The following is an 11,975-nucleotide window of genomic DNA, read 5'->3' as shown; positions in this document are numbered from 1 at the left end:
CAGGGGTACATGGCCCGCTCACCGCCCCACGGCACCGCGTGCGACGTGCCGTTACGCGTCCCCGGACGCCCCGGCGGGCTCCGCCGTTGTCCGCGGGGTCCGCGCGCCCTGTCCCTGTCCCGCACGCGCCGCGCGCAGCCCCAGCGCGCCGAAGGTGACGCCGAGCGCCGCCCACAGCAGGACGTGCGAGGCCAGCGAGAGCACCCGGAAGTCCCACAGCAGGGGCGCGGGCACCGGCACGGGATCGGGGTTGCCCGGGAGGAGGAAGAGCACCGCGAGGGTGCCGGTCGCGGCGGCCGTCGCGGCGAGCTGGCGCACCGGAGCGCCGTGCCCCGCGCGGCCGAGCCGTACGTGCAGTTGCCAGGCCAGCAGCATGCCGAGCACGCCGATGGCGAGCGCGGCCACCCACAGGGCCTGCCGTTCGGAGACGGTGCCGCTGTCGCCGACGCCGGGCGGGTTGGCGGGATAGCGCAGCGCGGGCAGCAGCGACAGGGCGAGGAACCCGGCGCCCGCGAGGGTCAGCGCCCGCTCCCAGGGGCGGTCGTGGAGCGTGCGGGTGCGGTGGACGAGCACGTACGCCAGGGCGAAGAAGACGCCGATGGCGAGCCCGACGACCACGGCGGTGACCACCAGGCCGAAGTGCTGGGTGCCACGGGAGAACAGCTCCTCGGCCTCCGCCGCGTGCGAGTGCGCCTGCCCGCCGCCCCCGTGCGCGTGGGCGTGCTCGGCAGCCGCGCGCTTCTCCTCCAGGCCGATCGCCCTGTCCATCAGGGGCTCGGCGAGGAGCAACGAGAACAGCCCCGAGAGCAGCCCGGCCACGCCACCGGCCGCGAGCCCTCTGCGCAGCAGGGGCAGCAGCGGGTACGGGGCCGACGCCGGTGAAACGGTCGAAGGGTGAGAAGAGGAAGAAGGGGAGGAAACGGACGGCGAAGGGGAAGCCGGTGACGAGGATGCGGGTGTCATGTGCGTACGCGTCCCGTCAGTGGCAGGGGGCGCCGAAGAGGTGCCTGCCGTCGTGCGAGAACTCGTGCAGATAGCTGCCGGTGGCCGAGATGATGTTGCCGTTGTCGACGAAGACGGCGTAGAGCGCGATCAGCGCGACGATGGCCGCAGCGGCGGCGATGAGCCAGTCGCGCGAGCGGATCGTGACATCGGCCTCGGGAAGGGCCGCGCCCGTCGCGGTCGGTTGAGCGGTGTGCAGGGACATCCGCGTGCCTCCTCCTGGGGTTTCCACGCCCCGTTGGCGGAGAAGCGACAGGTCAGTTCCTGACTCCCGTGCGGCCCCGGGCGGCGTGCGCGCGCCCCGGCCTCACGGACACAGTGGCGGGACCGTCCCGGAATCGCACCGGGTTCCTGCGCACCGTCGCCTCAGTATGAATATGTACCGCTCGGAGAGTCCCAGCCTGGCATGTCCACTGTCAATACGGCCTGTGCGGGGTGCCCGGCGGGGATCCACTCCCCCCTCAGGAGGACTCCGGCCGGGCACCCTTGCCCCTGTCTCCGGGCCTGCGAGAGGAAAGGGGCCGGAGAGGGGCGTCGAGACCAGGGTCCGGGGTCCTGGGGCCACCGTATGACGTCCCCGTGGACCCGTCACGAAACGATCCGGCCGACACTCCTCGTTTCAGGCCGAGTTGACGAAGGGTCAGGCCGCGGTCCGGGGCACGGGAGCCCGCGGCGGCCACCCGTAACAGCTGCACGACAGTTTCGCGGCCGGCGCGTGGCCCTGTGACACGATGGCCAGGTCCGGTGTGTTCCAGGGGGCCGGGGGAGTGTCTCCCGGTCAGTGCGGCCGAGGGGGAGTGGATGTACGGCAACTACGCCGGCGGGAGGAGCGGGAGTGCCCATACGGGCGCCCGTGCTCGTGCGCGTACCCGTACGCGTACGAGGTGCGTCGCGGGCGGCACGGCCGTGGGGGCGGTGCTGCTGCTGGCCGGGTGCTTCTCGTCGTCGGACGGTGGTTCCGGCGGGGGCGGCGAGAAGTCGGGCGACGCGGCCGGGCAGCGGCCCAGGTCCGTCGCCCCGTACTGGGTCAACCCGCAGGGCAACGCCGCGCGTCAGGCCGCCGAGTACCGCGAAGCGGACAAGGCCGACGAGGCGGCGCTGATCGACAAGATCGCGAAGCAGCCCGTGGCCGAGTGGGTCGGCACCGAGGACCCCCAGGGCCAGACGGAGAAGCTGACCAGCGCCGCGGCCAAGGCCGACCGCGACGCGCTGCTCGTGCTCTACAACATCCCGCACCGCGACTGCGGCCAGTATTCGAAGGGCGGCGCGGCGGACGCCGGCGCCTACCGCGACTGGCTCGACAAGGTCGTCAAGGGCATCGGGGACCGCGCGGCCACGGTGATCGTCGAACCGGACGCGATCCCGCACCTCCTGGCCGAGGGCTGCACGCCCCAGGAGTTCCACGACGAGCGGTACGCGCTGCTGAACGAGGCCGTGACCAAGCTCAAGGGACTGTCGAAGACCAAGGTGTACCTGGACGCGGGCAACCCCGACTGGGTGCGCGATCCGGGCGGTCTCGTGGAGCCGCTGCGGCGCGCGGGCATCGACAAGGCGGACGGCTTCGCGCTGAACGTCTCCAACTACCAGACCACCGCCTCGAACGTGGCGTACGGCAAGAAGGTCTCCCCGATGATCGGTAACAAGCCGTTCGTCGTCGACACCAGCCGCAACGGCAACGGCCCCGTCGAGGGCGCGGCGGCCGACGAGGAGGCGTGGTGCAACCCCGAGGGCCGAGCGCTCGGCAAGGCGCCCACCACGAAGACGGGCGAGCCGCTGGTCGACGCCTATCTGTGGATCAAGCGCCCCGGCGAGTCCGACGGGGAGTGCAAGGGCGGCCCGAAGGCGGGCGAGTGGTGGCCCGAGTACGCGCTGGACCTGGCCCGCAACACGAAGGGCTGACGTTTCCGGCACCCGCACGACGAAAGGGCCCCGCGACATCGCGTCGCGGGGCCCTCCCTCATGTGTGCGCCGGAGACGTCACCACGTCACGGTGACTCGGCGACCGTCGTCGGGGACTGGGCCGTCGGCGACGTGGGGACCTTGACCCACAGGGACTCCGACGGCAGTCCCAGCTCGTCGACCGCCGTGACCATCCACCAGCCGGGCGGGACCAGCGAGGGGTCCTCGGGCAGAGTGACGGAGACGCCGTCCTCCGTACGCTCGAAGTCCAGCGCCACCGAGGACTGCTCGACGTTCGTGACGTGCGTGAAGGAACTGGGCCGCATCAGGCGCATCTTCTTGATGTCCTTCGCGTCCTTGCTCTTGAACGACACACTGCCCCCGAGCCGGACCGTCTTGCGGGCCTTCCCGTCGTCCTTCAGTTCCGGGCGCTCGCCGCTCTTGTGCAGGTACGGCGGGGTGTAGATGTCGATCTGCTGCTCGAAGGTGCCGGGTTTGGTATTGGCCGCGTCGCCGTAGAGCGAGTCGGAGCCGAACGTCATCACGCGCCCGTCGGGCAGCAGCAGCGCGCCCGAGTGGTAGTTGCGGCCCACCAGCGGGTCGGCCACGCCCTTCTTGGTGTTGGTCCTCGGGTCGTAGATCTCGGCCTTGAGGATGTTGCTGTCGCTGCGCCCCCGGTAGTCGCCGGAGCCGTTCGTGGTCAGCACCGTGTCGTCCGGGAGGATGACGCTGCTGGGGTAGCGGGCCTTGGCGTAGAGGTCGGGCCCGTCACGGAAGCGCGGCGCGTCCTCCTTGAGGTCCACGATGCGGGTCTTCTCGGTGGACTTCTTGGACTCGCCGACGCCGCCGCCCCCGAGCACCATGTACCTGCGGTCCTGGGTGGGCGGGAGCGGCACCGTCATGGCCGTCTCCAGCGCGTCCGGGTCGCTCATGCCGGGGATCTTGCGGAAGCCGTTGGTCTCCAGGTTCCAGATGCCGGGGGTGCGGCCCTTGTCGGCGGGCCCGTAACCGGCGTTGGCCCCGGAGTAGAACAGCTCGTTGTCGTCGGTGAGGTGCAGGGAGGGGTACGTCGGGAAGAAGCGCGTCCTGGGCAGGTACGACCACTTCTTCGTGTCCGGGTCGTAGATCTCGTTCTTGCCGGGGACGACCTGCCCGATCTCGTCGAGCCCGGAGACCGAGAGGACCTTGCCGTCCTCCAGGGTGGTCAGCGTCGGGTACCAGCGCGCCTCGTTCATCGGGTCGACGGTGATGTAGCGCTCGGCGACGGGGTCGAACTCGTAGGCGTCCTTGATCCCCTGGAAGTCCTTCTTGTCGAAGGAGAGCTTCTGGGCGATGCCGTAGATGTTCTTCCTATCGGCGCCCCGCAGACCCTGGACCCGGTAGTTGTCCTCGGTGCCCGTCTGGTACTTCTTGCCCTCCTTCTCGGCCTCCACGTAGACCCGCGCGAAGCTGGGGGTGACCTTGACCTGGCCCGTGACCGGGTCGGCCGTCTTCTTGGCGCGGGGGACGAGGACGTTGTCCTTGGCGACGAACGTCTTGCCGTTGTCCCTGCCCGTGAAGCGGGTGCCCGCCTTGAGGGTCTTGGCGCGGTCCGGGCTCTCGTTGTGGACGATCATCAGGCCGCCGGCCTTCTTCACGTCGCCGCCGAGCTTCTCGTAGCGCTGAGTGCCGCCGGCGACCAGCAGCTTGCCGTCGGGAAGCTGGGTGTGCCCGGCGCAGAAGAGGTCGTTGGGGGTGGGGATGTTCTTGAAGGTGTTCTTCTCCGGGTCCCACAGGACCGTCCGGAAGGTCTTCGCCTTGAACTGCTTCGCGTCGTTGCCCGAGCCCGCCACCAGCAGGACCTTGCCGGTGTGGAGCAGCGCCGCGTGGATCGTGTTGATCTTGTACTTCTCGGGGACGTCGACGGTCTGCCAGTGCCCGTTCTCGGCCTTGTACTCCGGCTGGTTGATCTTGTACTCGTGGTACTGCTCCGAGGCGAAGCCGTAGAGCGCGGGCCCGTTGAAACCGGCGATCACGAGGACCACCGCCGCACCGATCGCTATGCGACGGGTGCGGCGGGTCGGTCGGTACTTCATTGCTTGCGTCCCCCAAGGGCGGTGTGCATGGTCTCGTCAGGAGTGGCGGCCCAGCTCGGCGGCTGCTCTTGCGGCAACGGCTGCCGGTGCGGCTGCGGCTGCTGCTGCGGCGGCAGCGCCTGCGGTTGTGGCTGCCGGTGCGCCTGCTCCTGCGCCTGTGGCGCCTGCCCCTGCCCCTGACTACTGCCCTGCTGGCCTTGCCCCTGACGTTCCCGGCGTTCCTGTCTGCGCTTCTTCTTCTCGGCGCGGACGGTGAACCGCCAGCCGATGATCGGCGCCGCCGTGATGAGCATGGCCAGCGCGGCCCACGTCAGCATCGCGGGGTGGTCGTGGCCCAGGTAGAAGGAGCCGCCCAGCGAGCCGCCGAAGACGAGGATGAAGAAGAGGTGCACCCGGAAGGTGCCGAAGAGGGTGTCGGGGCTGGCCGAGTCGCCCTTCGGGGTCACCACGAACTTGCTCTTGCGGCGCAGCACGGTGTCGAAGAGGGAGCGTGCGTAGATGGGCGCCGAGAGCGCGGACATCAGCATCCCGGCGAGGCCCCCGGAGCCCTCCGGCTCGTGCGGGGAGACATTGTGGCGCCGGTTCCAGACGTAGAGGCCGATCTGGAGCGCCGTGGCGTTGCCGTACAGCGCCATCCACACGGCGGGGTCGATCTGCACACCCGAGGCGCCCAGGCCCAGGAAGAGGGCGCAGCTCAGGGCCGCGAGGATCCAGTTCAGCGCCGAGATCGGGTAGAACAGCATCAGCATCGTGTAGTTGAAGAGCTTCCCCGGGCCGAGGGTGAAGACGCCCCTGCCGTACTGCTTGAGGATCGTCTCGTAGGTCCCGCGCGACCAGCGCAGCTGCTGGGTGAAGAAGTCCGTCCAGGCGTTGGGGCCCTCGCCGACGGCGAGCACGTCCGGGGTGTAGACCGAGCGCCACTTGTTGCCCGTCGCGGGGTTCTTGGCACGGTGCATCTCGAAGCCCGTCGCCATGTCCTCCGTGATGGAGTCGTAGAGCCCGCCGATGCCCTTGATGGCGCTGATGCGCACGGCGTTGCTGGTGCCGACGAACATGGGCGCTTCGTAGCGGTTGCCCGCGCGCTGGATCAGGGCGTGGAAGAGGAACTGCTGGCTCTCGGCGGCCTTGGTGACGAAGTTGTCGTAGTTGCCGTAGACCTGCGGCCCGATGACGAAGCCGACGTCCGGATCGCGGAAGTAACCGAGCATCCGCTCCAGGTAGTTGGGCAGCGGCACGTGGTCGGTGTCGACGGAAGCGAAGTAGTCGTACCGCGCGCCGTGCGCGGCCAGCCAGGCGTTGTAGTTGCCGTGCTTGGTCTTCGCGCGGTGCGGGCCCTTCTCGCGGTTCCACTCGGGCACGCCCTTGCGGGAGAAGTGGTGGACGCCCAGCCTGGCGCAGACCTCCTTCACCTCGGGGTCGTCGCCCTCGTCGAGCAGCCAGACGTGCAGCAGCCCCCGGTGCCGGATCTTCACGGCGGCTTCGAGGGTCTTCGTCACCATCTCGATCGGCTCCTTGCCGGGCACGAACGAGGTGAGGAAGGCGACCTTGGTACCGGATTCGGGGACCACGGGTATGGGGTCCCTCGCGACCAGCGTGGCGTGTGCGTTGGAGAGCACGTTGAGGGTGCGGAACAGCTCGATGAGGCCGATGGAGACCAGCATGACGATGTCGAGCTTCAGCACCAGGTCCGAGACCTCGCCCGCGTCGCGCTGCGTCCAGTGCTGGGGCTGCATCAGCCAGACCAGCAGCCCGGCGGAGACGAGCGGCGCCAGGCACAGCAGCACGGCGGCCCTGACGCGGTGCGGCTCGTCGGCGAGCAGGCTGCGGTAGCGGACGCGGTAGGGCTTGTCCGGGTCGGGCTGGGTGAGGGGGCCCGCGAGACGGCTGTAGTGCTCGTAGTCGTAACGGGGCAGGGCCTTGGGCGACCAGCGCAGACCGCGGCCGTTCGTACCGCGCGGTCTGTGCTGGCGCGGTATGCGCAACTGGGCGGTCTGCGACGGGTCGTAGCCGGGCTGCTGTTGCCGGGCACTGTGTGGCGGTGTCGACGTCATGAGTCCATCCCCCCGCACGCAGTGTGCTGCGTGTGCTCGTACGTGCCCGCGTCCTTCTGGTCCCCCGGCCCGGGCGCGGCGCGCGACGGCCGCCACTGAGTCAGACAAGGCCGGGCCGCTGCGCGGTTGCATGATGACCGTCGCCGATTGCGTACGGGCGTCGTCCCCGACTCCGGTCCCCGCACCGGATCTTGGCGAATCGGCGAATCTCCAGCAGGTTCCCCGAGTCGCTACGGGAGCGCAAGGCCGGAAAGACGCTGTTTACCCGCGAAGGGGCGGGATTGCCGTAGCAGATGTGACGGACGCGTCATCAATTCGAGTGGACTGTGTGGGAACCGTGGAGCGAAGCCGTGCGCGGATGTTGTCGAAGTGCTCGCGCACGGCGGCCTCGGCCCGCAGCACGTCCCCCGACTGCACGGCGGCGAGGATCTCCGCGTGCTGGTCACGGGTGGTCTTGGGGTCCTGATGGAGATCGGCGAGGTCGGTCCGCACACGGTGGAAGGCGTCCCAGAAGGCGTCCAGGACCTCGCTCAGCAGGGTGTTGCCCAGGCCGCGGTAGAGGGCGATGTGGAAGGCGCGGTCCGTACCGGCGCGCACGCCCCCCGCGTCCGCCTCCTCGCCCATCCGTGCGACCAGTTCCTGGAGTTCGTCCAGATCCGTCTCGGGCGCGGGTCCGCTCACCAGCCGGGCGATGAGCCCGGTCTCTATCGCCTCGCGCAGCTCCAGCAGCTCCGACAGGCTGTCCTCGCCCCGGTAGTGCGCGGCGACGGTGCGGAAGGTGAGGCCCTCGATCATCGGGGCCATGTCCATCGCGCCGACGTAGGTACCGAAGCCGTGCCGGATCTCGACGATCCCCATCGCCTGGAGTGCCTTGAGCGCCTCGCGCACGGAGTTGCGGCTGACGCCGAGCTGCTCCATCAGCTCGTTCTCGGTGGGCATCGGGGACCCGGAGGGCAGTCTCCGGTCGACGATCAGCTTCTTGATCCGCTCCTGGATCTCACGTGCCATTCCCCGGTTGTTCACATCGCCCTCCCAGTGACCGTGGACATCCTACGTCCGGGGCGGTGCGGTGAAGCTGACGGTGCGTGTCACTCCCGCGCCCGAGGCGCCCGAGGCGCCCGAGGCGCCCGTCGCGCCCGTCGCGCCCGAGGAGCCCGACGAGCCCGTGGCGAAGGCGAGCAGCCGTTCGCCCTCCTCGGCCAGTTCCCGCTCCTCCTCGTCGGAGAGCCAGCGGAAGGGCGTCACGGTCAGTGTCGCGGCGCCCCGGCTCTCCCCGGCCTTCCACGTCCCGCACACCGCGCCGTCCAGCAGCACGGTGCCGGGGACCTGGCCGTTGCGGCTCGCGAGGTGCGCGCGGTCGCGCTCGTCGATCAGCCGGGTGCGGTCGGCGTGCGCGAGGACGAGGTTGTCGTACTCGGCGACGAAGCGCGGCGGCACGGGCAGCTCCGGGTCAGGGCGCGGCGCCTCCGGCACGTCGAACAGTTCGCGTCCCGCCCCGTCCGTGAAGACCCTGAGCTGTGGCCGCAGCCGCTCCATGACCTCGCCCAGCCTGGTCAGTCCCGACCACTGCTGCGCGTCCATGACCGAGGCGGGTCCGAACGCGCGCAGATAACGCAGCAGGACGGTCTCGACGCACGGTTCCTTGGCCATGGGTCTGCCGAGCCAGGTCTCGGCCGCCGCGTACACCGGAGCACCCGCGCGCCCCCACACGCCCCTCGGGGGGATCTGCACGACGGGGGCGAGGTGGCGCACCACCTGGGAGAGCATGCGCGGGTCGCGCCCCGGCCAGCGCTCCTGGAGCAGCGTGCCCAGCTCGGCTGCCGGGCGCGGGCTCTCCCGTACGAGGGCGAGCCCGGCGTCGGCGATCTCCTGGGGGTCGGTCCCGGCCAGCTCGGCGCGGTAGCGGCTGCGCACGGCCCGCTCGTACAGCGGCCGGGTCAGCGGCGCGAGCTGGACGCAGTCGCGGGCGCTGATGAGGTGGACGGTGCCGCGCATGACGCTGACGCGGACGGCGCTGCGGTCCAGCAGCAGGGCCGACAGCTCCTCGGCCCGGAAGCCGGCGAGGCGGGACCAGAGCCCGAAGTAGGGCGGCCTGGGCGCCTGCGCCTGGAGGCCGACGAGGTGCTCGACGGCGTCCAGCGCGGTCATCCGCGCCCGTTCGGTGAGCAGTTGACGTGTGAGGAGGGCGCGGCCGAGGGCGCGCGGGGTGAGGGTCGCGGGGAGCATACGGCGAGTTTCGCGGACGCCGGTCCCCTTTCACCATGCGAAGGTGCGACTTCCCCCACTATTGGTCTGGACATGCCTAATTGACGGCGCTAGCTTCAGAGTTGGTCTGGACCAGCTCTCGCAACCCCTCACGTTCTTAGGAGCGCGGCATGCGACGAAGGATGCGAAGCAGGATCACCACGGGCCTGGCCGTCCTCGGCATCGCGGGAACGTCGGTGCTGGTCACCGGCGGCCCCGCGCAGGCGCACGGCTACTCGACCACCCCGCCCAGCAGGCAGATGTACTGCGCCAACGGCACCGTGACCGGCTGCGGTCAGATCCAGTGGGAGCCCCAGAGCGTCGAGGGCCCCAAGGGCTTCCCCGCCTCTGGGCCGCGCGACGGCACCATCTGCGCGGGCGGCAACGCGCGGTTCGCCGAACTGGACGACCCGCGCGGCGGGCAGTGGCCCACCACCAAGCTGACGGCGGGCCAGAACTACACCTTCACCTGGCGGAACACGGCGGCGCACGCGACGACGGACTACCGCTACTACATCACCAAGGACGGCTGGGACGGCAGCCGCAAGCTGACCCGCGCCGACCTGGAGACCGCGCCGTTCCTCACCGTCCCCATGAACGGCCGGCGGCCCGGGAACACCGAGAGCCACTCGGGCACGCTGCCGAACAAGTCCGGCAGACACCTCATCCTCGCGGTGTGGACGATCGCGGACACGGGCAACGCGTTCTACGCCTGCTCGGACGTCCGCTTCTGACCGCTGCGCGGCCTCTCGGGCGCGCTCGGCGGGAAGGGGCCGGGCCGCGGGATCCCCGCGGCCCGGCCCGCATCGCGTCGCCCGGCTTCCTCGTCGCCCGGGTTCCCTCCGCTCCGGGTCAGAACTCGACGTCGGAGCAGGCGTAGAACGCGTTCGCCGTGTCGGCGATGTTCCACACGCTCAGGATCAGGTGCTTGCCCGTCTTCCCCTCGGGGAGCTTGCCCTCGGCGCTCCACTGCGACGGCGGCTGCTCGCCGTTCATCGGCACCGTCAGGAAGGGCTCGGGCTCCAGGTCGGCGCGGGTGAGCGGCTTGCTCGGGTCCCAGCCGTCCTTGGTGACGTAGTAGCGGAAGTCCGTCGTCGAGTGCATGGCCGTCAGCGACCATGTGAAGGTGTGGTTCGCGCCCGCCGTCAGCTTGGTGGTGGGCCACTCGCCGCCGCGCGGGTCGTCGAGCTGCTTGAAGCCCTCGTTGCCGCCCGAGCAGATGGCGCCGTCCTCCGGGCCCGCCTCAGGGAACCCCTTGGGGCCCTCGACGCTCTGCGGCTCGTGCTGGATGGGCCCGCAGTCGCTGACGGTGCCGTCGGCGCAGTGGGACTGTCGGCTGGTGGGGTCGGTGCTGAAGCCGTGGCCCTGGGCCGAGCCGCCGGTGAACAGCATGGCCGCTCCGCCGAGCCCGAGCCCGACGACGGCCGCGGTGATCCTCTTGCGCATGCTCGCTCCTGGTGATCGTGGGGGGATCGGAGTGCACTGAGGTACTGCGGTCTAGACCAGCCGCGAATCTAACCTCTGGTTCTTCGTCATGTCCAGACCAATGTTCGGGTCAATGTTCAGACCGACGTTCAGCCCGACGCCCGGAGGAGTTCCGTTCACCCGCCCGCCCCTTCCCGCGTGGCGCGCGGACATTGCGGTATGCATGGGGTAAATCGCCGAAGAAGGACTTTCCCATGCGCAACTCTCCCCTCGTCGCCGAGCTGCGGGACGCGATCACCCCCCGCGCCTTCCTCCTCATGACGGCCGTCTTCCTGGTCCAACTGGGCTTCCTGCTCTCGTACATCGGCTCGTTCCATCACCCGGAGCCCCAGCGCGTCCCCCTCGCCGTCGCGGCCCCGCAGCAGGTGGCGGACAGGTTCGACGCGCTTCCCGGCGAGCCGCTGGACACCACCGTCGTCAAGGACGAGAAGGCGGCCCGCGAGCGCGTCGAGCAGCGGAAGGCGGAGGCCGCCTTCGTGGCCGACCCGCGCAGCTCCAAGGACACCCTCCTCGTGGCCTCGGCGACGGGCAGCTCGGTCACCGAGGCGGTGACCAAGGTCGTCAAGGAGGCGTCGGCCAAGGAGAACCGGCAGGTCGCGGTGTACGACATGGTCCCGGCGCACGAGCAGGACCAGGGCAGCCTGACGGCGTTCTACCTCGTCATCGGCTGGCTCGTCGGCGGCTATCTGGCCGCCTCCATGCTGGGTGTCACGGCGGGCGCCCGCCCGGCCAACGTCCGCAGGGCCGTCATCAGGCTCGGTGTCATGGCGGTCTACGCGGTCCTGTCCGGCATCGGCGGCGCCGTCATCGTGGACCCCGTGCTGGGGGCGCTGCCGGGTCACTTCTGGGCGCTGACCTGGCTGGGCACGCTGATCGTCTTCGGCACGGGCGCCGTGACCATCGCGCTCCAGGTCCTCTTCGGCGTCATCGGGATCGGGCTGGCCATCCTGATCTTCGTGGTGCTCGGCAACCCCAGCGCGGGCGGCGCCTACCAGGGCAGCATGATCCCGCCCTTCTGGCGTGCCATCGGCGACTGGCTCACCCCGGGCGCGGGCACCCACGCCGTCCGCAACATCGCCTACTTCCACGGCAACGCGCTGACGGGGCCGCTGTGGGTGCTGGCCGCGTGGGCGGCGGCCGGAGTCGTGCTGGCCCTGCTCGGCGCCACCCGCGAACGCCGCGAGGACCGTCGCGAAGGGCTCCCCATCTGACGCATCGT

The 11,975-nt window shown here is 70.4% G+C and carries 10 protein-coding genes and 1 riboswitch; of the genes, 3 read left to right on the top strand and 7 right to left on the bottom strand.

Going from position 1 to position 11,975, the window contains the following annotated elements; all coding sequences use genetic code 11:
- Positions 1 to 51 precede the first annotated feature (51 nt).
- Entirely contained in the window at positions 52 to 963 is a 912-nt protein-coding gene (locus ACWGJ2_RS10795; RefSeq protein WP_453345660.1) for a CbtA family protein, read from the bottom strand.
- A 16-nt stretch (positions 964 to 979) separates the two neighbouring features.
- Entirely contained in the window at positions 980 to 1,207 is a 228-nt protein-coding gene (locus ACWGJ2_RS10790; RefSeq protein ID WP_453345659.1) for a CbtB domain-containing protein, read from the bottom strand.
- A gap of 32 nt (positions 1,208 to 1,239) precedes the next feature.
- Positions 1,240 to 1,380, bottom strand: a riboswitch (cobalamin riboswitch).
- Between the two features lie 423 nt (positions 1,381 to 1,803).
- Here ACWGJ2_RS10790 and ACWGJ2_RS10785 point away from each other — a divergent pair.
- Positions 1,804 to 2,901: a glycoside hydrolase family 6 protein gene (locus ACWGJ2_RS10785; protein ID WP_453345658.1), complete on the top strand. Its 1,098-nt coding sequence runs from the start codon at positions 1,804 to 1,806 to the stop codon at positions 2,899 to 2,901.
- 86 nt (positions 2,902 to 2,987) lie between these two features.
- Here the strand turns inward: ACWGJ2_RS10785 and ACWGJ2_RS10780 are convergent, their stop codons facing one another.
- The 4 genes from ACWGJ2_RS10780 to ACWGJ2_RS10765 all read right to left on the bottom strand — a co-directional run bounded on the left by ACWGJ2_RS10780 (position 2,988) and on the right by ACWGJ2_RS10765 (position 9,253).
- On the bottom strand, positions 2,988 to 4,976 hold the full coding sequence (locus tag ACWGJ2_RS10780) for a galactose oxidase-like domain-containing protein (protein WP_453345657.1): 1,989 nt from the start codon (positions 4,974 to 4,976) through the stop codon (positions 2,988 to 2,990).
- Positions 4,973 to 7,027: a glycosyltransferase family 2 protein gene (locus ACWGJ2_RS10775; RefSeq protein WP_453345656.1), complete on the bottom strand. Its 2,055-nt coding sequence runs from the start codon at positions 7,025 to 7,027 to the stop codon at positions 4,973 to 4,975. The genes ACWGJ2_RS10780 and ACWGJ2_RS10775 overlap by 4 nt, the downstream gene beginning before the upstream one ends.
- A gap of 261 nt (positions 7,028 to 7,288) precedes the next feature.
- The gene (locus ACWGJ2_RS10770) at positions 7,289 to 8,035 is read right to left on the bottom strand and encodes a FadR/GntR family transcriptional regulator (protein WP_453345655.1); all 747 of its coding nucleotides are present in this window, start codon (positions 8,033 to 8,035) and stop codon (positions 7,289 to 7,291) included.
- A gap of 42 nt (positions 8,036 to 8,077) precedes the next feature.
- On the bottom strand, positions 8,078 to 9,253 hold the full coding sequence (locus ACWGJ2_RS10765; protein WP_453345654.1) for a winged helix DNA-binding domain-containing protein: 1,176 nt from the start codon (positions 9,251 to 9,253) through the stop codon (positions 8,078 to 8,080).
- Positions 9,254 to 9,414: 161 nt separating this feature from the next.
- Between ACWGJ2_RS10765 and ACWGJ2_RS10760 the strand changes: the two genes are divergently transcribed.
- A complete protein-coding gene (locus ACWGJ2_RS10760; protein WP_453345682.1) occupies positions 9,415 to 10,005 on the top strand; it encodes a lytic polysaccharide monooxygenase auxiliary activity family 9 protein in 591 nt (196 codons plus the stop codon).
- A 118-nt stretch (positions 10,006 to 10,123) separates the two neighbouring features.
- Here ACWGJ2_RS10760 and ACWGJ2_RS10755 read toward each other — a convergent pair whose 3' ends face one another.
- Positions 10,124 to 10,717, bottom strand: a complete 594-nt coding sequence (locus tag ACWGJ2_RS10755) for a lytic polysaccharide monooxygenase auxiliary activity family 9 protein (RefSeq protein WP_453345653.1) — start codon at positions 10,715 to 10,717, stop codon at positions 10,124 to 10,126.
- Between the two features lie 233 nt (positions 10,718 to 10,950).
- Here ACWGJ2_RS10755 and ACWGJ2_RS10750 point away from each other — a divergent pair, with 233 nt between their 5' ends.
- Positions 10,951 to 11,967 (top strand): ABC transporter permease, encoded by a 1,017-nt coding sequence (locus ACWGJ2_RS10750; protein WP_453345652.1) that lies wholly within the window; start codon positions 10,951 to 10,953, stop codon positions 11,965 to 11,967.
- The last annotated feature ends 8 nt before the right edge of the window (positions 11,968 to 11,975 follow it).

This window comes from Streptomyces sp. NPDC054796 (genome assembly GCF_053611545.1).
Note: the sequence above shows the minus strand (reverse complement) of the source record. Positions and strands in the feature narration are given on the sequence as shown.

Bases quoted from the DNA above. Each gene is read 5' to 3' on its own strand.
- ACWGJ2_RS10795 (WP_453345660.1), bottom strand. From the start codon at position 963: ATGACACCCGCATCCTCGTCACCGGCTTCCCCTTCGCCGTCCGTTTCC.
- ACWGJ2_RS10790 (WP_453345659.1), bottom strand. From the start codon at position 1,207: ATGTCCCTGCACACCGCTCAACCGACCGCGACGGGCGCGGCCCTTCCC.
- ACWGJ2_RS10785 (WP_453345658.1), top strand. From the start codon at position 1,804: ATGTACGGCAACTACGCCGGCGGGAGGAGCGGGAGTGCCCATACGGGC.
- ACWGJ2_RS10780 (WP_453345657.1), bottom strand. From the start codon at position 4,976: ATGAAGTACCGACCGACCCGCCGCACCCGTCGCATAGCGATCGGTGCG.
- ACWGJ2_RS10775 (WP_453345656.1), bottom strand. From the start codon at position 7,027: ATGACGTCGACACCGCCACACAGTGCCCGGCAACAGCAGCCCGGCTAC.
- ACWGJ2_RS10770 (WP_453345655.1), bottom strand. From the start codon at position 8,035: ATGGCACGTGAGATCCAGGAGCGGATCAAGAAGCTGATCGTCGACCGG.
- ACWGJ2_RS10765 (WP_453345654.1), bottom strand. From the start codon at position 9,253: ATGCTCCCCGCGACCCTCACCCCGCGCGCCCTCGGCCGCGCCCTCCTC.
- ACWGJ2_RS10760 (WP_453345682.1), top strand. From the start codon at position 9,415: ATGCGAAGCAGGATCACCACGGGCCTGGCCGTCCTCGGCATCGCGGGA.
- ACWGJ2_RS10755 (WP_453345653.1), bottom strand. From the start codon at position 10,717: ATGCGCAAGAGGATCACCGCGGCCGTCGTCGGGCTCGGGCTCGGCGGA.
- ACWGJ2_RS10750 (WP_453345652.1), top strand. From the start codon at position 10,951: ATGCGCAACTCTCCCCTCGTCGCCGAGCTGCGGGACGCGATCACCCCC.